The following is a 21,663-nucleotide window of genomic DNA, read 5'->3' on the forward strand; positions in this document are numbered from 1 at the left end:
CACCGCCTCGGTGAGCCGCACGGTAACCGAGCAGGCCGGACCCCGCTGGCTACGCTGGGCCGGTGATCACCCGATCGGAACTGCTGGACCGGCTGGCCGGGCTGGTCGCCGGGCGGCGCCGGGTCGCGCTCACCGGACCGGACGCCGCGGGCAAGACCACCCTGGCCGCCGAACTGGCCGACCGGATCCCGTTGCGCCGGTTGAGCATCGACGACTTCCACCGGCCGGAGCGGGTGCGGCACCGGCGCGGTCCGCTCTCCCCTGAGGGCTATCTGGCGGACTGCTTCGACTTCCCCGCGCTGCGCCGCCGGGTGCTGGAACCCTTGCCGCCCGGCGAAACCCTGCTGACCGAGGGGGTGTTCCTGCTGGTCGAGGACCTGCGCGACTGCTGGGACCTGACCATCTACCTGGAGGTGTCCCCGGCGGAGACCCTGCGCAGGGCGCTGGCCCGCGACGTGGCGCTGTTCGGCTCGCCCGAGCAGGTCCTCCAGCGCTACACCCACCGCTACCTGCCGGGCCAGCAGCTCTACCGCGAGGCCGCCCGGCCGGTGGAGACCGCCGATGTGCTGCTCGGCTACGACGACCCGGCCGCCCCGGTGGTCCGCCGCTGGCCAGTGCCATAGACCGGGGCAATAGATAGGTACCCCTACGGATCCCCGCCCTGATTGTCCGGCTCACACCGCTGGCTGATCGTGACTTCCGCAACACCCCCTGCGAAGGAGTCACGATGCGACAAGGAAATCGGGCGGCGGTCCTGACCGCGCTCGGCGCGTTACTCGCGCTGGGCGCGGCCGCCGCGCCAGCCACGGCCGCACCGGCCGAGGGCACGATCCGCGCCACGCCGGATGCGGTGGCGGGCAGCTACATCGTGGTGCTCAAGGACGGTCCGGCCGCGGCCGACGCGCTGACCGGCCAGTACGGCGGGCGGGTCACCGCCAGCTACGGCGCGGCCCTGCACGGCTTCGCCGCGAGCATGAGCGAGAACCAGGCCAGGCGGCTGGCCGCGGACCCCAGGGTGGACTACGTGACCCAGGACGGGTTCGCGCGGGCCACCGACACCCAGAACGACCCGGAGTGGGGCCTGGACCGCACCGACCAGCGGGACCTGCCGCTGGACAAGAAGTACAGCTACGCCAACGACGGCAGCGCGGTCACCGCGTACGTGCTGGACACCGGCATCCGCAACTCGCACCAGGAGTTCGGCGGCCGGGCCAGGAGCGGCTACGACTTCATCGACAACGACGCCGACGCCGCGGACTGCCACGGGCACGGCACGCACGTGGCGGGCACGGTCGGCGGCAGCCGGTACGGCCTGGCCAAGAAGGTCAACCTGGTCGGCGTGCGGGTGCTGAACTGCCAGGCCACCGGGCAGTGGTCGCAGATCATCGCCGGCATCGACTGGGTGGCCAAGAACGCGAAGAAGCCCGCGGTGGCCAACATGAGCCTGGGCGGCAACGGGTCCAACCAGGCCCTGGAAGACGCCGTGCGCAAGGCCATCAGCTCCGGCGTGACCTTCGTGCTGGCCGCGGGCAACTCCGGTCAGGACGCCTGCGGGTTCACCCCGGCGCGGGTGGCCGAGGCGGTGACCGTGGGCGCGACCATGTCCAGTGACAAGCGGGCGGACTGGCCGCAGTTCAACGCCTCCTCCAACTGGGGCTCCTGCCTGGACATCTGGGCGCCGGGCACGGACACCGTCTCGGCGGGGCACACCAGCGACACCGGCACCAAGTCGATGAGCGGCACCTCGATGGCCGCCCCGCACGTGGCCGGCGTGGCCGCGCTGTACCTCAACGAGAACCCCTCGGCGACCAACCAGCAGGTGCGCGACGCGCTGGTGAACAACTCCACCCCGGACAAGCTCGGCGACATCAAGCAGGGCTCGCCGAACCGGTTGCTGTACAGCGGTTTCATCGGCGGCACCCCGGTCACCAACGACTTCTCGGTGGCGGTGGACCCGGCCTCGGTGACCGTGGCCGAGCCGGGCGGTTCGGCCGAGGCGACGGTGACGACCAAGGTGGTCAAGGGCCAGGCCGAGCCGGTGGAACTGACCGCCGGCGGCCTGCCCTCGGGCGCGACCGCGACCTTCTCCCCCGCCTCGGTGACCGCGGGTGAGAGCGCCAAGCTGACCATCGCGACCACCACCGGCACGCCGCAGGGCAGCTACCAGGTCACGGTCTCCGGCAAGTCGAAGTCGGCCACCCGCACCGCGGCCGTGTCGCTGACCGTGGGCAAGCCGGGCGGCTCCCCGCTGGCCGTCTCGCTGTCCCCCGCCTCGGGCAGCGCGCGGCCGGGTGGCTTCCTGCAGACCAGGATCAGCGTGACCGGCGGCGGCGCGACGCTGTCCGCCAGTGGCGCGCCCTCGGGCACCAGCGTGCACTTCTCCCCGGCGCAGGTCTCCGACGGCGGCACCTCGACCGCGTTCATCTGGGTCGGCTTCAACACCGCACCCGGTAGCTACAAGATCAGCATCACCGCGACCGGCGGTGACAAGACCGGCAGCGGCGAGTTCACCTTGAACGTCACCCGCTGACCGGATCCGGCGAGGGCTCCGCGCCGCCACACAGGAGCCCTCGCCGGACTTGTCAGTGCCCTCGGGTGATCCACTCCTGCAGGTTCGGCGCCTCGGCCCTGATCGTGGTGCTGCCGCCGTGGCCGGTGTGCACGGTGGTGTTCAGCGGCAGGGTCAGCAACCGGTCCCTGATCGAGGCGATGATGGTGTCGAAGCTGCTGAAGGAACGCCCGGTGGCGCCGGGACCGCCCTGGAACAGGGTGTCGCCGGTGAACACCACGTCCAGCTCGGGCACGTGGAAGCAGCAGGCGCCCGGCGCGTGGCCGGGGGTGTGCAGCACGTGCACCGCGGTGCCGGCCACCTCGATCACCTGGCCGTCCCGCAGCAGGTCGTCCGGTTCCCGGTCCGGGTGGGTCAGCTTCCACACCGGCAGGTCGTCGGGGTGCAGCAGGATCGGCGCGCCGGTGGCCTCGGCCAGCTCGGGGGCGAACCGGATGTGGTCGTCGTGGGCGTGCGTGGCCAGGATCGCGGCCACCCGCCGGTCACCGATGACCCGCCGGATCGCGGCCACGTCGTGCGGGGCGTCGAAGACCACGCACTCCGCCTCATCGCCGAGCACCCAGACGTTGTTGTCCACCTCGAAGGTCTGCCCGTCCAGGCTGAACGTGCCGGAGGTGACCGCGTGGTCGATCCGGACGCCCATCAGAAGACCACCACCGAGCGCAGCACGCCGCCGGTGTGCATCTTCTCGAACGCGCCCTCCACCCCGTCCAGCGGGATCTCCTCGGAGACGAAGGCGTCCAGGTCCAGGCGGCCCTGCCGGTACAGCTCGACCAGCATCGGGAAGTCCCGGCTGGGCAGGCAGTCGCCGTACCAGGAGGACTTGAGCGCGCCGCCGCGGGAGAAGAAGTCGATCAGCGGCATCTCGATGGTCATCTCCGGGGTGGGCACGCCGACCAGCACCACGGTGCCCGCCAGGTCGCGGGCGTAGAAGGCCTGCTTCCAGGTCTCCGGGCGACCGACCGCGTCGATCACCACGTCCGCGCCGTTGCCGCCGGTGAGGTCCTGGATCGCCTTGACCGGGTCGGTCTCCCGCGCGTTGACCACGTGGGTGGCGCCGAAGCCCTTGGCCACCTCCAGCTTCCCCGGGTCCACGTCCACCGCGATGATGGTGTGCGCGCCGGCCAGCGCCGATCCGGCGATCGCGCCGTCGCCGACCCCGCCGCAGCCGATCACCGCCACCGAGTCGCCGCGACCGACCCCGCCGGTGTTGATCGCCGCGCCGATGCCGGCCATCACCCCGCAGCCGAGCAGCCCGACCGCGGCCGCGCGCGCCTCCGGGTCGACCTTGGTGCACTGGCCCGCGGCGACCAGGGTCTTGTCCGCGAACGCGCCGATGCCCAGCGCCGGGGTCAGCGGGGTGCCGTCGGTCAGCGTCATCGGCTGGGCCGCGTTGTGCGTGTTGAAGCAGTACCAGGGCCTGCCCCGGCGACAGGCGCGGCACTGGCCGCAGACCGCGCGCCAGTTCAGCACCACGAAGTCACCGGGCTCGACCTCGGTGACGCCCTCGCCGACCGCCTCCACCACGCCCGCGGCCTCGTGGCCGAGCAGGAACGGGAACTCGTCGTTGATGCCGCCCTGGCGGTAGTGCAGGTCGGTGTGGCAGACCCCGCAGGCCTGCACCTTGACCACCGCCTCGCCGGGCCCGGGGTCCGGTACCACGATCGTCACCAGCTCGACGGGCGCGTTCTTGCTCCTGGCGATGACGCCACGGACCTCTTGAGCCACGGTGCTCTCCTCTCGCTGTCCCCGGCCACGGTTGCAGACATGCGCATCATTCGCCACGCCTGGGACGGTGTCGTCAACCGAGTGGATCAATGCCCGACCGGAGGAAAGCGCAACGTGCAGGCAAACGATTTCGCCAAGATTCTTTCTTAATTTGCGGCAGGGTCAATAAGGTGTCCGCGGGGACAGCGCGCAGCAAGGGGTCAGACAAGTTGGCGACGATCAGTGATGTAGCCGCACGGGCAGGGGTGTCCACCGCGACGGTCTCGCGGGCGTTGAACGGCAAGTCCACCGTGGACCCGGAGCTGGTGAGCCGGGTGCGGGCGGCGGCGAAGGAGCTCGGGTACCGGCCGAACGGGCTGGCCCGCAACCTGCGCCGGCAGGAGACCGCGGTGCTCGCCTTGATCATCTCAGACGTGGAGAACCCGTTCTTCACCGCCATCGCCCGCGGGGTCGAGGACACCGCGCAGGCCGGTGGTTACCAGGTGGTCCTGTGCAACTCCGATGAGAACGCGGACAAGGAGCGGCGCTACGTCGAGGTGGCGCTGAGCGAGCGGGCCGCGGGCGTGATCGTCTCGCCCTCGGGCCTGCCCGGCGGCCTGGACCCGCTCTTCGACAGCGGCACGCCGGTGGTCGCGGTGGACCGCAGGGTGCCGGACCGGCCCTGCGACATGGTGCTGGTGCACAGCAGGCAGGGCGCCAGGCAGGCCACCGAGCACCTCCTCGAGCAGGGGTACCGGCGGGTGGCCTGCCTGACCGGCCCGGCCGGGGTGCCCACCGCCGACGACCGCGCCGCGGGCTACCGGGACGCACTCGCCGCGACCGGGCGGCCCGAACTGCTGTGGCGGGCCGAGTACCGGGCCGCGGGCGCGCAGGTCGCCGCGACCGAACTGCTCGGCGGGCCGGACCGGCCGGACGCGCTGCTGGTGGGCAACAGCGCGATGGCGGTCGGCGTGCTGGCCGCGATGCGCGAGCTGGGACTGCGGGCCGGGTCGGACCTGGGGCTGGTCTCCTTCGACGACGCGCCGTGGACCACGCTGCTGGAACCGCAGCTGAGCGTGGTCACCCAGCCCGCCTACCAGATCGGCGTGCAGGCCACCCAGCTGCTGCTGGCCCGGATCGCCAACCCGGCCCGGCTACCGAGCACGGTGACCCTGGACGCCGAGGTCATCGTGCGCGGCAGTTCGCTCCGGTCACCATGACGCGGGGCAGTACTCGGCTGACACGTTGGTCCGCACGCAGCCGGAACGGAAGTCCGCCCGCACCCGCAGCAACCCGTTGTCGAACTCGGTCTCCTGCACCAGCGGATCGCCGTTCACCCACCTGAACCCGGTCATCGCCGCCGCGCCGGCGAGCTTGTGCAGCGGCGCGAACGCCCGGTGCAGCTCGGCGATCCGCTCGCCGTGCCGGTCCAGCTCGCCCTTGTCCAGCACCAGGTTCGGCGGGGTGTTGTACAGCAGCGCGAGCAGGATGCGGTCCTTGGCCAGTGCGGGCAGCTTGGACAGCGGCAGCTCCCAGCGGTCGGTGGCGATCAGCGAGTCGTGCAGCACGGTCTGGTACAGCGGGACCCGCACCGCCGGGTCGAACATGAACCGGGTCAGCTCGGCGGAGAGCTCCACCGGCTTGAAGAAGAACGCCGGGGCTTGCTCCGGATACCAAGCGCCCCAACGCTTCTGCTCGGCCCAGAGCGCGTCGGTGACCGGGGTGAGCGAGCCGTGGTTGAAGGCCAGCACCCGGTTCGCCCAGCCCGCCGCGGTCTCCGAACCGAGCACCAGACCGCGTTCGCCGGAGAGGTAGGCCATCCGCGCCAGGCGGTTGCGGCGGTCCTGTTCCTGGGTCATCGGATGGGCCGGTGCGTGGTCGTCGAAGAGCTGGCCCGCGGCGTCCACGTCCAGGAAGTAGGTCTCGGCGCCGTTGGCGGTCCACTTGCGGACCCGGTCCCGGTAGACCTCGCTGCTCAGCGCGGCGGTGCTGAGGTAGCAGCCGCGGCCGCCGAAGCCGGTCCGCAAGCTGCCGTCGGCCTTGCGCACGCAGCCCTCCGGCCACAGGTTGCCCGGCCAGACCGAGCCCGGGTTGTCCGCGGTGGCCGGGTCCTGGGCGTTGTCCCAGGAGTCGTAGGGTCCGGCCAGGAAACCCGCCTTCTTGGCCGCGGCGATCGCCTCCTTGCTCATCGGCTCGCCGTCGTAGCCCAGCCAGAGGCGGTCCAGGCCAAGCTCCTTCAGCCTGCGCACGCCCTCGACCTCCCTGGCCTGGCCCCAGCCGTAGGCGTGCAGCGCGCCGAGCAGCTTGCCGGCCGCCGGGTTGGCCCCGATCTTCTCCTTGAGGCTGCCCAACCCGCCCTTGGCCGCCAGGAACCGGCGGTAGTCCGCGGCGGCGGCCACCGGTGATCCTTCGGTGAGTCCGATGTCGACGGTGAGCTCCGGAGTCCGTTCGTCGAAACGGTGTTCGGCGGTCGCGTGCAACCGATTGTCCACAGTGGACACATCGAGTTCGGTGCCGATGTCGGTGGACACCAGGTAGCTCACCCCGCGCCCGGCCAGCTGCTGGCCCCAGAACGGCAGTGTCATCCCGTCGGTCAGCGCCACCTTGCCCAGCCGGCCGGCCCACCAGGTGTCCCGCACCGGCACGGACAGGCCCTCGCCACGGGGCAGCACCAGTCGGCTGGTGGCCGGGTCGGCACCGGTGACCGGCCAGCGCAGGCGGCCCGATCCACCGTGGACGGTCACCCGCAACCGGCCGTCCCGCACCCCGGTCCATACCCGGTAGCCCCGCTCGGGGTACTGCCAGCTCACGCCGTCGCCGTTGCGCCGCAAGCCCTCCACCCGGCCCAACCCGTCAGCGCCCCGTGACACCAGGGCCGCGCCGGTGATCTCCATTGTGGACGGATCGACCCGCACAGCCCCGCCTGCCAGCGAGAACCGCAGCAGGTTCGCCGGTTCCGCATGGGCTGGGAGGGCCGCGAGCAACAGGGCGAGGGTGAGTCCGCCGGACACCATTCGTTCACGTGATCTTCGCACTCGGTCACCATGTCGGGTGCAGATGAGAGTCGGGTGAGAATCCCTTGGCTACCATCGGGAGCGATGCGGGTACTGGTGGCGGAGGACGACGAGGCGGTGCGCACGGCGGTCGAGCTGGCGCTGACCTCCGAGGGCCACGAGGTGCGCTCGGTGACCGACGGCGGGCTGGCCCTGGCCGAGATCGCGGACTGGCGACCGGACGCTGTGGTGCTGGACCTGCTGATGCCCTTCACCGACGGCCTCACCGTCTGCCGCCGGTTGCGGGCGGGCGGTGACCGGACCCCGATCCTGGTGCTGACCGCGCGGGACGCGGCCGGTGACCGGGTCGCCGGGCTGGACGCGGGGGCCGATGACTACCTGGTCAAGCCCTTCGACCTGGCCGAGCTGCTGGCCAGGGTCCGCGCGCTGCTGCGGCGGGCCTACCCGGAGGACCCGGCGGTCCTGCGGCACGGGGACCTCACCGTGGACACCGAGGCCAGGCTGGTGCGACGCGGGGACCGGCGGATCGAGCTGAGCCGCACCGAGTTCGCCCTGCTGGAGGTGCTGGCGCGCAACGCGGGCCGGGCGCTGCCCCGGGAGTCGATCATCGACCGGGTGTGGGGGCCCGGACTGTCCACAGCGAACTCGCTGGCGGTGTACATCCGGTACCTGCGCGGCAAGCTGGAGACCCCCGGCGAGCCCCCGTTGCTGCACACCGTGCGGGGTATTGGTTATCGACTGGGTGATCCATGAGGCGCCGATGGCCGTTGCGCGTCAGAATCGCAGTCACCGGCGCGGTGGCGGTCGCGCTGACGTCCACGGCAATGGCGGTGGCCGCCTACCTGCTGATCGCGGGTGAACTGCACCGATCGACCGACCTGGGTTTACAGCGGGAGGTGACTCGGCTGAAACGCGCGGCTCCCGACGCCTGGATCCCCGCCGGCCCCTGCGAGTTCATCACCGCGCCCGCGTGCGCGCAGAAGGTGACCGCGGACGGGCGCATCACCGACGACGCCGGACTGCCGGTCACCGAGGAGACCCGCGCGGTCGCCGCGGGCCATCGGACCGCCTTCTTCAGCGCCGCGACCATCGGCGGCCACCCGGTGCGGATGCTCACCTCCCCGCTGGCCGAGGGAGTGGCGGTGCAGGTCGCGGTCCGCTCCGACCGCACCGACGACAGCCTCACCCGGATCGGCTGGGCGCTCATCGGTGCCGGGCTGGTCGGCGTCGCGGTGGCCGCCGCGGCCGGATACCTGGTGGCGCGCACCGGTTTGCGGCCGGTGGCCACGCTGACCGAGGCGGCCGAGCGGGTGGCGGCGAGCCGGGATCCGCAGGCGCGCATCGAGGTTGACGGCGCGGACGAGCTGGCCAGGCTCTCCGCCGGGTTCAACACCATGCTCGCCGAACTGGACGCAGCCCTTGCCGCGCAACGACAACTGGTCGCCGACGCCTCGCACGAGCTGCGCACCCCGCTGACCGGGCTGCGCGCCAACGTCGACCTGCTGCGCCGCGCCGACCAGCTCACCCAGAGCCAGCGCGGTGACGTGCTCGCCGCGCTGCACACCCAGGCCACCAAGCTGACCACCCTGGTCACCGACCTGATCGACCTGGCCCGCGGCGAGGAAGCCGGTGACCCCACCGAGGAGCTGCGGCTGGACCTGCTGGTCGAGCACGTCACCGCCGAGGTGGGCACGCACTGGCCGCGCACCGCGTTCATGCTGGACCTGGACCCGACCGTGATCACCGGCCAGCCCGGCCGCCTGGCGCGGGCGGTGCGCAACCTGCTGGACAACGCGGCCAAGTTCAGCCCGCCCGGCGGGGTGGTGCGGATCTCCTTGCGGGACAAGGAGTTGTGCGTGCGGGACCACGGTCCGGGGATTCCGGTCGAGGACCTGGACCGGGTGTTCGAGCGGTTCTACCGCTCCCCCGCCGCCCGGTCGCTGCCGGGTTCGGGGCTGGGGCTGGCCATCGTCGGCCAAGTGGCGCGGGCGCACGGCGCGCACGTCAGCGCGGAACGTCCCCAGGACGGCGGAACGTTGCTGCGCCTGCGTTTCCGCTGACCTGCGCGCGGATCCGGCTGGGGGTGGTGCCGAACCAGCGCCGGACCGACCGGCTCATCGCCGACTGCTCGGAGAAGCCGAGCGCAGCGGCGGTGTGGCTCAACGGGATCCGGGTCTCGCGCAGCAACCGCCAGGTCGCCGCCCGGTAGACCTCAGTGCGGATCTCCTCGAAGGCGGCGCCCTCCGCGGTGAGCCGCCGTTGCAGGGTGCGCGGGTGCAGGCCGAGCAGCGCGGCGATCTCCGCCTTGGTGCCCCGGTTGACGCCCACGGTGCTCTTGAGCACGTCGCGCACCCGCGCGGAAACCCCGTGCCCGGCCGGAGGCTGGCGCGCGGCGAGGTAGGCGGCGGCCCGCTCGCGCAACCGCGGCTGACTGCCGCGCATGCTCGCGGTCAGGACCTCGCGGCCGAAGTGCAGGCCGGCGTAGGGCTGGGCGAAGAAGACGTTGGCGCCGAAGCAGTCCCGGTACTCCTCGGGGCGGCCGGTCGGGGTGTGCGGGATCGAGACACCCCTCGGCCGCAGCTCGGCCGGCACCAGCGCCCGCGCCATCCGGAAGGCCGCGGCCAGGAAACCGTCCAGCAACTGCCGCTGCGGGACCCCGGTGGCCAGGCTGACGTCGAAGCGCAGGGTGAGGCAGCCGGGCAGCTGGCGGCTGGGATCCTCCAGGGCGAGCTCGTAGGCCGGGCTGTGCACGAACAGGTACCGGGAGACCGTGCGCAGCGCCTCGGCCACGGTCGCGGTGTCCTGGATGACCACGGCCAGCAGGCCCAGCACCTCGGGGTCCTGGCGGCTGCCCAGCCGCAGGCCGAAGGTGGGACAGGCGTGCCGCTGGGCGGCCTGCTCCAGCAGCAGGGCGACGGCGGGCAGGGAGACCATGGCCTCCGGGTCGCGCAGGGACTCCGGGTCCAGCCCGCTCTGCCTGACCAGCGGTTCCGGGTCGCCGCCGAGGTCGCGGACCAGCCCGTGGAAGCCCTGGAGGGCCCCTGCGCGCACCGACTCGTCCACGATGGCCAGTGTCGCCGGGTGTCTCGATATGTCAAGAAGGGGGCGCGGCGGCAGGGAAGGGTGCGCACATGGCGAAGCAGGACCTCATCCTCATCCACGGCACCTGGGGCAACGGCGAGAACTGGGGCGAGTTCGGCACCGAACTTCAGGCCAGGGGCTTCCGCGTGCACCGGCCCACCGCGCGCCACCACGGCAACCCCAGGCAGGTCGACGTGTGGGCGAACGCGCAGCGGATGACCAAGCTCGGGCTGCTCGACTTCGTCGCCGACTACGCCGAGCTGGTCGGGCGGATGGCGACGCCGCCGATCATCGTCGGGCACTCCCTCGGCGCGCTGCTGGCCCAGCTGCTCGCGGCCAGGGTGCCGCACCGCGGCCAGATCCTGCTCGGCACCGCGCCCGCGTGGGGGATGCACACCTTCGACCTCGCGCCGATGGCGCTGTGGGGCCGGTACCTGCCGCGGTGGCTGGCCGGTCAGCCGATGTACCCGGTGTCGAAGAAGGTCTGGGACAGCCACATCTGCAACGCCACCCCCAGGGAGATCTCCGACCCGTTCTACGACAGCCTGTGCGCGGAGTCCGGCACCGTCTACCGGCAGATGGTCCTGTGGTTCCTGGACCACAAGCGCCGGGCGAAGGTGGACTACCGGGCCAGCGACGCCCCGGTGCTGGTCATCGCCGGTGAGCTCGACAAGTGCACGGTGCCCAGGATCGGCCGGGTGACCGCGCGCAAGTACGGCGCGCGCGGCAGCTTCGTGCAGATCCCCGGCGCGGACCACATGATGAACGCGGGCACCCACCTGCCGGGCACGCTCAAGGCCATCGACGACTGGCTGGACCGCCACCAGCTACGCCCTTAGCTCCTTGTGGACTATTGCCACACAAGCGGACCTCTGAGAAAGATGTCCACATGTCCGCTGTACGGCGTCATCTCGCGCTGGGGGCCGCGTTCGCGGTGCTCGGCGCACTGCTCAGCCCGGTGTCCGCGACCGCCGCTCCGGCGGACCGGCAGGACGCGTTCACGGCCGCCGCCACCGAGTTCGGCGTGCCACCGACGGTGCTGCTCGGCGTCGGCTACCTGCTCTCGCGCTGGGACGCCAACGCGGGCGAACCCAGCCGCGGCGCGGGCTTCGGCCCCCTGCACCTCACTGACGCCCGTGGCCTCGGCGTCGCCCCGGACACCCACCACGGGGACGGCGCCGAGGACCCGCGCGGGGACACCGCCCGCCCGCTCCAACTGCCCGAGCCCGCACCGGCAGGCGTCTCCCCCGCCGGGTTGCAGACCATCGACCTGGCCGCCCGGCTGACCGGGACCGCGCCCTCGGCGCTGCGCTCGGACCCGGTGGCCAACATCCGCGGCGGCGCGGCCGTGCTCGCCCAGTACCAGCGCGAACTGGGCGGCGGCAGCGCGCCAGGGGACTGGTACGGCGCGGTGGCGCGCTACAGCGGTGCGACTGACACCGCGACCGCGCGCCGGTTCGCCGACGAGGTCTTCGAGCTGCTGCGCACCGGGACCGAGCGGGTCACCGACGACGGCCACCGGGTGCGCCTGGCCGCCGATCCCGGCATCAGCCCGCGAGTGTCCCAAGTGGACGGTCTGGGGCTGCGCGCGCCGAAGCCGGAGGCCACCGAGTGCCCGAAGAACCTGGGCTGTGAATGGGTTCCCGCGCCGTACGAGCACTACGACCCGAGCAAGCCGGGCAGCTACGGCAACCACGACCAGGCCGACCGCCCGCGCGACCTGAAGATCAAGTACATCATCGTGCACGACACCGAGGGCTACTACGACACCACGCTGAAGCTGGTGCAGAACCCGAAGTACGTGAGCTGGCAGTACACCCTGCGCTCGGCCGACGGCCATGTGGCCCAACACGTCCGGGCCGAGGACGTGGCCTGGCAGGCCGGGAACTGGTACGTCAACACCCACTCCATCGGCCTGGAGCACGAGGGCTTCGCGGCCAAGGGCACCTGGTACACCGAGGCGATGTACCGCTCCTCGGCCCGGCTGGTCCGCTACCTGGCCAAGAAGTACGACATCCCGCTGGACCGGGCGCACATCCTGGGCCACGACAACGTGCCCGGCACCACCCCGGCCACCGTGCGCGGCATGCACTGGGACCCGGGCCCCTACTGGGACTGGGCGCACTACTTCGACCTGCTCGGCGCGCCCTTCCACGCCAGCACCGGACCGTGGGCCGGGATCGTGACCATCAAACCGGACTACGCCAGCAACCACCCGGTGATGTACGGCTGCGACAGCGCCAAACCCGCCGACCCCTGCCCGGTGCGCGGCACCACCTCGGTGTTCCTGCACACCGAACCGAGCGCGGACGCCCCGCTGGTCAAGGATCCCGGGCTGCGGCCGGACGGCAGCAACAGCACCCGGCACGTCAGCGACCACGGCGGCCGGGTGGACACCGGCCAGCGGTTCGCGGTGGCCGAGCGCCGCGGCGAGTGGACCGCGATCTGGTACCTGGGCCAGAAGGCCTGGTTCCACAACCCGCGCGCGAAACCGGCCGCGGTCAACAGCACCGGGTACGTGGTCACCCCGCGCCCCGGCCTGACCGAGGTGCCGGTGTTCGGCCGGGCCTACCCCGAGGAAGCCGCCTACGAGGGCACCGGGGTGCCGTACCAGCCGATCGCGCCGTTGCAGTACACGATGCGCGCGGGTGAGAAGTACGTGCTCGCCGAGCACGAGGTGCCCACCGACTACTACTTCGCGCAGAACTGGGAAGGACCGCGGACGGTGGTGCGCGGCAAGGATCGGTACTACCAGGTGTTCTTCGGCCACCGCGCGTTCTTCGTCAAGGCGGCGGACGTCCGGGTCAGCCCCAGCTGGTAGCGCCAGCGCCCGGCGGAGGCGGCCCTCACCGGTCCGCCGGGCGCGCTAGGCGTAGCGCACGGTCACATCACCGGAGTCGGTGTGCGCGCTGATCGAGCGCGGGCTGCCCGCCTCTTCGGTGACCGAGACGGTCCGCTTGCCCGACTCGACCTTGGCGTCCACCTTGTACCCGGCCGGTTCATTCGGCACGCCGATCTCGATCGTGCCGCTGCCCGCGTTCGCGGTGACACTGCCTGGCGCGGCGGTGAAGTCGGCCCTGATGTCGCCGGAGTCGGTGCGCAGCTCGGCCTTGGGTGAGCGCGCGCCGGTGGCGGTGACCGTGCCGGAGTCGGCCCGCACGAACAGCGCGGCGACCGGGTTGTCCGCGCGCACGTCGCCGGAGTCGGTCTCCAGGTTCAGCTCGCCGGTGACATCGCGCACCGTGATCGAGCCGGAGTCGGTGCGCAGCTTCGCCGAGACCGCGGCGGGCACGGTGAGCACGTAGCTGATCGAGCAGTTGTTCGAGCAGGTCGGCGGGTGCACGCGCAGGGTGTCGCCGTCCCACTCCTCGCGGTACGCGGGCTTGCTGGTGCCCCACTCCAGCTTCCTGGTGATGCCGACCTTGTTGTCCGCGCCCGCGCGGATCTCGACGTCACCGCTGTCCAGGGTCACCTCGACCCGGCTGACCTTCCGGTCGTGGTCCTGCTGCTGGGTCTCCCGGTTGGCCGCGAACGCGAAACACCCGCTGAGCGCCGCCAGACCCGCCAGCAGCACTGCCCCCACCTTCAGCGTCCTCATGCGCAGACCGTAACGAGCCCGCGGCCGCGCGCACGAGCGGGCTGTCCCCTCCGGCGGGGGTGGTGCCAGCCCTACCCCCGCCGGAAGTGGATCACGGTGCCGAAGGTCCGACGTCGGACTTCTGCAACGGCTTGCGGGCCACCGAACCGCCGAACTCGTCCGCGCCCACGTCCAGCTTGCCGCTGCGCGCGTGCGGGTCGAAGTCGGTGGTGACGTAGGAGTAGCTGCCCACGCCCGCGTCGATGGCCGGGCTGCCCGAGCTCAACCGCTTGAGCCCGTTGGCATCCGTGGTCAGCTTCGGGTCCACGTTGCGGTAGCCACCGGCGGGCATGCCTGCACTGGCGCCGTGGGCGATGTTGCCCTCGTACTTCACCGTGGCGCCACTGCGCATCGCCACCAGCGAGCCGGAGCTGCCGACGATGATGTTGTTGGCCAGCACGCAGTCCTTGGGCAGGAAGGTGCCGCCGTCGCTGTCCACCACGGAACTGGTGCCCAGCAAGGTGTTGTAGGCCACCGTCACCCGGTCCGGCCGGTCGTGCCCGGTGCTGGCCGGCCCGCTGTCGGCCTCCGAGCCCTTGCCGAAGACCAGCGCCCGGCCGCCACTGGCCGCCACGTAGTTGTTGATGATCTTGTGATCGTTGCCGTGGAAGCGGATGCCGGTGGCGCCGAGCAGCAGGTTGCCCTCCACCGTGTTGCGGTGCCCGTGCCGCAGCACGATGTAGCCCTTGCTGTCCCGGATCGTGTTGTGCCGCACGGTGGTCTCGGAGGCCTTGACCGAGATGGCCTCCGGGTCGCCGTTGGCCTTCTCGAACAGGTTGTGCTCGATCACGCCGCCGGAGTTGTAGCTCTGCTTGTGGCTGAAGCCGAAGCGGATCGCCTCACCGCCGTTGGCCCCGGTGAAGCCGTGGTTGTAGAAGTAGTTGTGGTGGATCTTGGTGCGCTTGGCGATGTCGTCGCCGGGCCCGGAGACCTGCAGGAAGACCCCTGCGGTGGTGCGGTTCTGGAAGGTGTTGCGGTCCACCTCCACGTCGTTTCCGCTGACGGTGACCCAGTTCCCGTCCGAGCTGAACTGGATCGTGTTGCGGCTCAACCGGATGTGGTGCGAGCCGGTGGGCACCGACAGCGAACCGCCGTGCCGCAGCGAGAACCCGTTGAGGGTCACGTAGCTGACGTTGCCGTCGAAGGCGAAGCCGGTGGAGCCGGTGATGACCGCCTTCCCGACGTTCGCGGCGGTGACCTCGATCGGCGCGGCGGAGGTGCCCGAGCGGCGGACGGTGATCGGGCCGGTGGCGTTGTAGGTGCCGTCGGCCAGCTCGATCCGGTCGCCGGGCTTGGCTGAGTTCAGGGCGTTCTGCAGGGCGGAAAGGCTGTTCACCCGGATCGGCGCGGCGGAGTCTGCGGTGGCAGCTGAGGGCAGGGTAAAGACCAGTGCCATCGCCAGCACGGGCAACAGCACAGCGGTGTTTCTTCTCATGTGCCAGCTCTCCAGTGAGTCGGCGCGGCGGTGAGCACAAGCTAGGGACCCGTCCGACGTATAGTCAAGAACCTTGCCGAATCCCACAGTGCACGGATGTGAAAGAGCAGGTCCTGTCCCTGGAACGGGGTGGACCACGTCGCGGGCCGGCCCTTGGATGAGCGGGTGAGCCCAGCGAGTAAGACTCCCTACAACATCATGCTCCCCAAGGAGTCCCACCCGAGCCCGGGAGAGCGTGCGACGCACGTCGGGCCGGGCTGGAGTTCGGCGGCCTTCTTCGAGCCGTGGCACCTCGGCCGGCCCTCGCCGAAGTACCGGTGGGCGATGTTCGACACCGCCGGCCAGGCGGCAGCCGACCTGGCGCTCTGTCTGGACGGCGGCTTCGGCGAGCACGGCCCCCAGGCCGCCGGTGTGGTGCGCGGCGCCCGGGCGTCCGGCGAACTGGTGCTGAGCGTCTCCGTGAACTGGGTGTGCGTGGTCTATCCGGTGCCGGCCGGCAGGCACCTCAGCAATGCCGCGGACGCCTTCTTCGCCGGGTGGCGCAGCGCGATGTTCGACCGGCGCTTCGAGCTCATCAACGCCAATCGTCCGATGATTTGCTGACGCCGGGCGTCAGTCCATGGTCACCACGACCCGGCCGACGGTGTCGCCCTCGGCCAGCTTCTGCACGCCCGCCGCCGCCTCCGCCAGCGGCAGCCGCTCGCTGACCAGCGGGTCGACCAGGCCCTCATCGGCCAACGCGGACAGCTCCAGGTGCGCCTGCCGGACCAGCGCCGGGTCCTTGTGCGTGTACAGGCCCCAGTGCAGGCCCAGCAGCGAGTAGTTCTTGACCAGGGCGTGGTTCATCGCGGCGCTGGGGATCTCGCCGCTGGCGAAGCCGACGATGACGATCCGGCCCTCGAAGGCGATCACCTTGGTGGCGGCGCGGAAGGAGTCGCCGCCCACCGGGTCGTAGACCACGTCCACGCCGCGGCCGCCGGTGAACTCCTTCACCGTGGCGATCACGTCCTCCTGCTTGCGGTCGATCACCAGGTCCGCGCCCAGCTCCTTGGCCACCTCGGCCTTGCGCGCCCCGCCGACCACGCCGATCACGGTGGCGCCAGCGGCCTTGCCGAGCTGGATGGCCGCGCTGCCAACGCCACCGGCCGCGGCGTGCACCAGCAGGGTCTCGCCCTCGGCCAGCCCGGCCCGGCGGTGCAGGCCGAACCAGCCGGTCTGGTAGGCGATGTGGAACCCGGCGGCCTGGGCGTCGTCCAGCGCCTCGGGGGCGGGCAGCAGCTCGGCGGCATTGACCGCCACGTACTCGGCCAGCCCGCCGTGCGGCGGCGCGGGCGTGGCGATGACCCGGTCGCCGACCGCGAACCCACTGGCGCCCTCACCGAGCGCGACCACCTCACCGCAAAGCTCGACCCCCGGAGTGAACGGCAGCGGCGGGCGGACCTGGTACTGACCCCGGCACAGCAGCGCGTCCGGGAAGTTCAACGCGGTCGCGCGGACCTTCACCAGCACCTGTCCCGGCCCGGCGACCGGCTCCGGGACCTCGTCCAGCCGGAGCACGTCCCGCGGCTCGCCCAGCTCGTGCACACGCCATGCCCGCACTCCGCACCTCCACGCACCGTGATCAGTCCACCCCCATCGTGTCATGCCTCACCGACACGCGACACACGGCCATATTGGGTGCGCTTGCGCGGACTACCCCTACATGTAGTATCCGTTGCGCTGATGGTTCGCCGGGCACGCAAACGCCAGGCGAGGCAACAGGGAACCCGGTGCGACTCCGGGACTGCCCCGCAGCGGTGAGTGGGAACGACCGCCGTCACCGGCCGAGCACCAGGGCCGGTACAGCACTGGACGCCACGGTCCGGGAAGCGACGGCCAGTAGGTGCGCCAGCGCTTGGCGTGTGCCCGCGAGTCCGAAGACCTGCCGTCAGCGGGCGCACCGCCGGTGCGCCTGGTTCGCGGTCTCGTGGGAAGGCCGAGCGGACGACTGGGCGGCGCATGCGCGCGCCCCGGTCGGCCCTCGCCTGCCTCTGACTCCGCGGCCCACTGACGCCGACGCTCGCGAGGAGAGACGACCTGTATGACCGCATCGCCTGCGAGCTGTAGCGAGCCTCAGAGCTAGCCAGTTTCACCCCGCTCTTCCCCAGCGACGGCAACCGAACCCGGCTCCGGGTCCTCGGCCGCCCGGCGCTGCCCTCAACCGTCCAGCACACCTTTTGGAGCAGCTTTCGTGTCAGTGCATTCGCCAGAGATCGCAGCCGGCGCGGTCACGGTGATCCGCCGCAACGGCGCGGTGTCCCCGTTCGAGGCGGCCAAGATCACGGCCGCGATGACCAAGGCCTTCCTCGCCGTGGAAGGCACCGACGCGGGTTCCTCGCCCCGCGTGCGCGAACAGATCGCCGAGCTGACCGCCTCGGTGACGCAGGGCCTGCTGCGGCACGCCGGCCCGGACCGGCCGCTGCACATCGAGCAGATCCAGGACCAGGTCGAGCTGACCCTGATGCGGGCCGGGCACCAGAAGGTCGCCCGCGCCTACGTGCTCTACCGCGAGGAGCACAACAAGGCCCGCGAGCAGGCCACGCCCAAGCCCGCGCCGAAGTTCTCCGTGCGCCAGGCCGACGGCACGCTGATCCCGCTGGACACCGACCGGCTGGCGCTGGTCATCTCCGAGTCCTGCGCGGACCTGACGGCGGTGGACAGCGAGGCGGTGCTGGCCGAGACGCTGCGCAACCTCTACAACGGCATCAGCCCCGCCGAGCTGAGCATCGCGCCGGTGATGGCCGCGCGCACCATGGTCGAGACCGACCCGAACTACTCCTACGTCAGCGCCCGGCTGCTGATGGACAAGCTGCGCGGCGAGGCGCTGACCTTCCTGGCCGGTGAGCACCGGGTGGCCAGCCACGCGCAGATGACCAGGGAGTACCCCACCTACTTCGCCGAGTTCATCCGGCGCGGGGTGGAGCTGGACCAGCTGGACACCGAGCTGGCCAAGTTCGACCTGGAGCGCCTCGGCGCCGCACTGGTGGCCGACCGGGACCTGAAGTTCCAGTTCCTGGGCATGCAGACGCTCTACGACCGCTACCTGCTGCACAGCGACGAGCACCGCTACGAGCTGCCGCAGGCCTTCTTCATGCGGGTCGCGATGGGCCTGGCGCTGCGCGAGGACGACCGCGAGGCGCGGGCGATCGAGTTCTACGACCTGATCTCCAGCTTCGACTTCATGTGCTCCACGCCGACGCTGTTCAACGCGGGCACCACCCGCTCGCAGCTGTCCTCCTGCTTCCTCACCACGGTGGGCGATGACCTGGAGGGCATCTTCCACGGCATCAGCAACAACGCGCTGCTGTCGAAGTACGCCGGCGGGCTGGGCAACGACTGGACGCCGGTGCGCGGCATCGGCGCGCACATCAAGGGCACCAACGGCAAGTCCCAGGGCGTGGTGCCGTTCCTGAAGATCGCCAACGACACCGCGGTGGCGGTGAACCAGGGCGGCAAGCGCAAGGGCGCGGTCTGCGCGTACCTGGAAACCTGGCACATCGACGTCGAGGAGTTCCTCGACCTGCGCAAGAACACCGGCGACGACCGGCGGCGCACGCACGACATGAACACCGCGAACTGGGTGCCGGATGAGTTCCTGCGCCGGGTCCGCGCGGACGGGCAGTGGACGCTGTTCTCCCCGGACGAGGTGCCGGACCTGCACGACTCCTACGGCCTGGAGTTCTCCCGCAAGTACGCCGAGTACGAGGCGGCCGCCGACCGCGGCGAGATCCGGGTCTTCCGCCGGGTGCAGGCCAAGGACCTGTGGCGGCGCATGCTGACCATGCTGTTCGAGACCGGGCACCCGTGGATCACCTTCAAGGACCCGTGCAACCTGCGCTCCCCGCAGCAGCACTCCGGCGTGGTGCACTCCTCGAACCTGTGCACCGAGATCACCCTCAACACCACGATCGACGAGGTCGCGGTGTGCAACCTGGGTTCGGTCAACCTGGCCCAGCACGTGACCGCCGAGGGCATCGACCACGCCCGGCTGGAGAAGACCGTGCGCACCGCGGTCCGCATGCTGGACAACGTGATCGACGTGAACTTCTACACCATCCCGGAAGCGCGCCGGTCGAACCTGCGGCACCGTCCGGTGGGGCTTGGCCTGATGGGCTACCAGGACGCGCTCTACGCGCTGCGGCTGCCGATGGCATCCCCCGGCGCGGTGGAGTTCGCCGACCGCAGCATGGAGGAGATCTCCTACTACGCCATCTCCGCCTCCGCTGAGCTGGCCGCCGAGCGCGGCGCCTACGAGTCCTTCCCGGGTTCCTTGTGGAGCAAGGGGATCCTGCCGATCGACTCGGTGCAGATCCTGGCCGACAACCGGGAGGGCGACCTCGCGGTGGACCGTTCGTCCACTTTGGACTGGGACACGCTGCGGGCGCGCGTGGTCGAGGTCGGCATGCGCAACTCCAACGTGATGGCCATCGCGCCGACCGCGACGATCGCCAACATCACCGGGGTCAACCAGTCGATCGAACCGCTGTACCGCAACCTGTACGTGAAGTCGAACATGTCCGGCGACTTCACCGTGGTCAACCCGCAGCTGGTGCGCGAGCTGAAGGAGCGCGGGCTGTGGGACGAGGTGATGATCGGCGACCTGAAGTACTTCGACGGCAGCCTCGGCGCCATCGAGCGCATCCCGGCTGAGCTGAAGTCCTTGTACGCCACCGCGTTCGAGCTGGACAGCGAGTGGCTGATCGAGGCGGCGGCCCGGCGGCAGAAGTGGATCGACCAGGCCCAGTCGCTCAACCTGTACATGGCCAAGCCCAGCGGCAAGAAGCTGGACTCGCTGTACCAGCTGGCCTGGCTGCGCGGCCTGAAGACCACGTACTACCTGCGCGCCCAGAGCGCCACGCACGTGGAGAAGTCCACCCTGCGCGGCACCGACGGCAAGCTCAACGCGGTCTCCCCCGTGCTCAGCACCCCCGCGCCCGCGCCCTCCCCGGCCGCCACCGAGGCCGCCGAGGCGCTGGCCTGCTCCATCACCGACCCCGACTGCGAGGCCTGCCAGTGACCGCCCTTGAGCCCACCGTCGACGCCACCGGCCTCGGCGAGATCGACCGCTCCGGCGGCCGGGTCAGCGTCGACGACAAGGCGATGATCAACTGCCGGGCCGACGTCAACCAGCTGCTGCCGCTGAAGTACCACTGGGCCTGGGACAAGTACCTGGCCGGCTGCAACAACCACTGGATGCCCACCGAGGTGTCCATGCAGGCCGACATCGCGCTGTGGAAGTCCCCGAACGGCCTGACCGAGGACGAGCGCCGGGCGATCAAGCGCAACCTGGGCTTCTTCGCCACCTCGGAGTCGTTGGTGGCCAACAACATCGTGCTCGCGGTGTACCGGCACCTGACCAACCCGGAGTGCCGCCAGTACCTGCTGCGCCAGGCCTTCGAGGAGGCCGTGCACACGCACACCTTCCAGTACATCTGCGAGTCGCTCGGCCTGGACGAGGGCGAGCTGTTCAACATGTACCGCGAGGTGCCCTCCATCACGGACAAGGCGGCCTGGGCGCTGCGGTACACGCAGAACCTGGAGGACCCGGACTTCAGCACCGGCACCCCGGAGAAGGACCAGGCGTTCCTGCGCGACCTGGTCGCCTTCTACGTGGTGTTCGAGGGCATGTGGTTCTACACCGGCTTCGCCCAGATCCTCTCCCTGGGCCGGCGGAACAAGATGGTCGGCATCGCCGAGCAGTACCAGTACATCCTGCGCGATGAGTCCATCCACCTGAACTTCGGCATCGACGCGATCAACCAGATCAAGATCGAGAACCCGCACCTGTGGACCGCGGAGTTCCAGGAGGAGATCCGCACCATGCTCCGCGAGGCCTGTGAGCTGGAGGTGGCCTACGGCCGCGACACCATGCCCAACGGCCTGCTCGGGCTCAACGCGGAGCTGTGCGAGCAGTACATGCACTTCATCACCAACCGCCGCTGCGCCCAGATCGGCCTGGCGCCGGTGTTCGCGGAGGCGGAGAACCCGTTCCCGTGGATGTCGGAGATGATGGACCTGAAGAAGGAGAAGAACTTCTTCGAGACCAGGGTCATCGAGTACCAGAGCGGTGGCGCGCTGGACTGGGACTGAGCTCCGGCTGAGCAGCTGATGGCGTCGTCCCGCGGGGCGGCGCCATCGCTGTTTTCCCCGGTTCACCGGCCAGCCATCGCGACCGCGAGGC

At 71.0% G+C, this 21,663-nt stretch carries 17 protein-coding genes and 1 riboswitch; of the genes, 10 read left to right on the plus strand and 7 right to left on the minus strand.

Annotation, left to right across the window (positions count from 1 at the left end; translation table 11 throughout):
- The first annotated feature begins 62 nt into the window (after positions 1 to 62).
- Both M8C13_RS07965 and M8C13_RS07970 read left to right on the plus strand, forming a co-directional pair.
- Positions 63 to 623, plus strand: a complete 561-nt coding sequence (locus M8C13_RS07965) for a hypothetical protein (RefSeq protein ID WP_252479841.1) — start codon at positions 63 to 65, stop codon at positions 621 to 623.
- A 104-nt stretch (positions 624 to 727) separates the two neighbouring features.
- Complete coding sequence (locus M8C13_RS07970; RefSeq protein WP_252479842.1) at positions 728 to 2,530, plus strand: S8 family serine peptidase; 1,803 nt, start codon at positions 728 to 730, stop codon at positions 2,528 to 2,530.
- A gap of 52 nt (positions 2,531 to 2,582) precedes the next feature.
- On the opposite strand, the gene M8C13_RS07975 is transcribed toward M8C13_RS07970, so the two are convergent.
- The gene (locus tag M8C13_RS07975) at positions 2,583 to 3,212 is read right to left on the minus strand and encodes an MBL fold metallo-hydrolase (RefSeq protein ID WP_252479843.1); all 630 of its coding nucleotides are present in this window, start codon (positions 3,210 to 3,212) and stop codon (positions 2,583 to 2,585) included.
- Positions 3,212 to 4,297: an S-(hydroxymethyl)mycothiol dehydrogenase gene (locus tag M8C13_RS07980; RefSeq protein ID WP_252479844.1), complete on the minus strand. Its 1,086-nt coding sequence runs from the start codon at positions 4,295 to 4,297 to the stop codon at positions 3,212 to 3,214. The genes M8C13_RS07975 and M8C13_RS07980 overlap by 1 nt, the downstream gene beginning before the upstream one ends.
- A 209-nt stretch (positions 4,298 to 4,506) precedes the next feature.
- On the opposite strand from M8C13_RS07980, the gene M8C13_RS07985 reads away from it, so the two are divergent.
- Positions 4,507 to 5,496 carry a LacI family DNA-binding transcriptional regulator gene (locus M8C13_RS07985; RefSeq protein ID WP_252479845.1) on the plus strand — a complete coding sequence of 330 codons (990 nt, stop codon included), beginning with the start codon at positions 4,507 to 4,509 and terminating at the stop codon, positions 5,494 to 5,496.
- On the opposite strand, the gene M8C13_RS07990 is transcribed toward M8C13_RS07985, so the two are convergent.
- Positions 5,488 to 7,311: a glycoside hydrolase gene (locus tag M8C13_RS07990; protein WP_252479846.1), complete on the minus strand. Its 1,824-nt coding sequence runs from the start codon at positions 7,309 to 7,311 to the stop codon at positions 5,488 to 5,490. The genes M8C13_RS07985 and M8C13_RS07990 overlap by 9 nt on opposite strands.
- Positions 7,312 to 7,374: 63 nt before the next feature.
- Between M8C13_RS07990 and M8C13_RS07995 the strand changes: the two genes are divergently transcribed.
- Positions 7,375 to 8,043, plus strand: a complete 669-nt coding sequence (locus M8C13_RS07995) for a response regulator transcription factor (protein WP_252479847.1) — start codon at positions 7,375 to 7,377, stop codon at positions 8,041 to 8,043.
- 14 nt (positions 8,044 to 8,057) lie between these two features.
- Complete coding sequence (locus M8C13_RS08000) at positions 8,058 to 9,350, plus strand: HAMP domain-containing sensor histidine kinase (RefSeq protein WP_252479848.1); 1,293 nt, start codon at positions 8,058 to 8,060, stop codon at positions 9,348 to 9,350.
- On the opposite strand, the gene M8C13_RS08005 is transcribed toward M8C13_RS08000, so the two are convergent.
- On the minus strand, positions 9,295 to 10,353 hold the full coding sequence (locus M8C13_RS08005; protein ID WP_252479849.1) for an AraC family transcriptional regulator: 1,059 nt from the start codon (positions 10,351 to 10,353) through the stop codon (positions 9,295 to 9,297). The genes M8C13_RS08000 and M8C13_RS08005 overlap by 56 nt on opposite strands.
- Positions 10,354 to 10,421: 68 nt before the next feature.
- Between M8C13_RS08005 and M8C13_RS08010 the strand changes: the two genes are divergently transcribed.
- Positions 10,422 to 11,210: an alpha/beta hydrolase gene (locus M8C13_RS08010; protein ID WP_252479850.1), complete on the plus strand. Its 789-nt coding sequence runs from the start codon at positions 10,422 to 10,424 to the stop codon at positions 11,208 to 11,210.
- Positions 11,211 to 11,260: 50 nt separating this feature from the next.
- A complete protein-coding gene (locus tag M8C13_RS08015) occupies positions 11,261 to 13,192 on the plus strand; it encodes an N-acetylmuramoyl-L-alanine amidase (RefSeq protein ID WP_252479851.1) in 1,932 nt (643 codons plus the stop codon).
- A gap of 45 nt (positions 13,193 to 13,237) precedes the next feature.
- On the opposite strand, the gene M8C13_RS08020 is transcribed toward M8C13_RS08015, so the two are convergent.
- Together M8C13_RS08020 and M8C13_RS08025 are read right to left on the minus strand one after the other, a co-directional pair.
- On the minus strand, positions 13,238 to 13,969 hold the full coding sequence (locus M8C13_RS08020) for a DUF4097 family beta strand repeat-containing protein (protein WP_252479852.1): 732 nt from the start codon (positions 13,967 to 13,969) through the stop codon (positions 13,238 to 13,240).
- Positions 13,970 to 14,060: 91 nt separating this feature from the next.
- The gene (locus tag M8C13_RS08025) at positions 14,061 to 15,443 is read right to left on the minus strand and encodes a polysaccharide lyase 6 family protein (protein ID WP_252479853.1); all 1,383 of its coding nucleotides are present in this window, start codon (positions 15,441 to 15,443) and stop codon (positions 14,061 to 14,063) included.
- Positions 15,444 to 15,641: 198 nt separating this feature from the next.
- Between M8C13_RS08025 and M8C13_RS08030 the strand changes: the two genes are divergently transcribed.
- A complete protein-coding gene (locus tag M8C13_RS08030) occupies positions 15,642 to 16,046 on the plus strand; it encodes a hypothetical protein (protein ID WP_252479854.1) in 405 nt (134 codons plus the stop codon).
- Between the two features lie 9 nt (positions 16,047 to 16,055).
- Here the strand turns inward: M8C13_RS08030 and M8C13_RS08035 are convergent, their stop codons facing one another.
- A complete protein-coding gene (locus M8C13_RS08035; RefSeq protein WP_252479855.1) occupies positions 16,056 to 17,042 on the minus strand; it encodes a zinc-binding dehydrogenase in 987 nt (328 codons plus the stop codon).
- A 107-nt stretch (positions 17,043 to 17,149) separates the two neighbouring features.
- Positions 17,150 to 17,387: riboswitch (cobalamin riboswitch) on the plus strand.
- 292 nt (positions 17,388 to 17,679) lie between these two features.
- Between M8C13_RS08035 and M8C13_RS08040 the strand changes: the two genes are divergently transcribed.
- Both M8C13_RS08040 and M8C13_RS08045 read left to right on the plus strand, forming a co-directional pair.
- Complete coding sequence (locus M8C13_RS08040) at positions 17,680 to 20,499, plus strand: ribonucleoside-diphosphate reductase subunit alpha (RefSeq protein WP_252479856.1); 2,820 nt, start codon at positions 17,680 to 17,682, stop codon at positions 20,497 to 20,499.
- The gene (locus tag M8C13_RS08045) at positions 20,496 to 21,572 is read left to right on the plus strand and encodes a ribonucleotide-diphosphate reductase subunit beta (protein WP_252479857.1); all 1,077 of its coding nucleotides are present in this window, start codon (positions 20,496 to 20,498) and stop codon (positions 21,570 to 21,572) included. Before M8C13_RS08040 ends, M8C13_RS08045 begins: the two co-directional genes overlap by 4 nt.
- Positions 21,573 to 21,663: the final 91 nt, after the last annotated feature.

The sequence above is a fragment of the Crossiella sp. SN42 genome (genome assembly GCF_023897065.1).
In the GTDB taxonomy this organism is placed as follows: domain Bacteria; phylum Actinomycetota; class Actinomycetes; order Mycobacteriales; family Pseudonocardiaceae; genus Crossiella.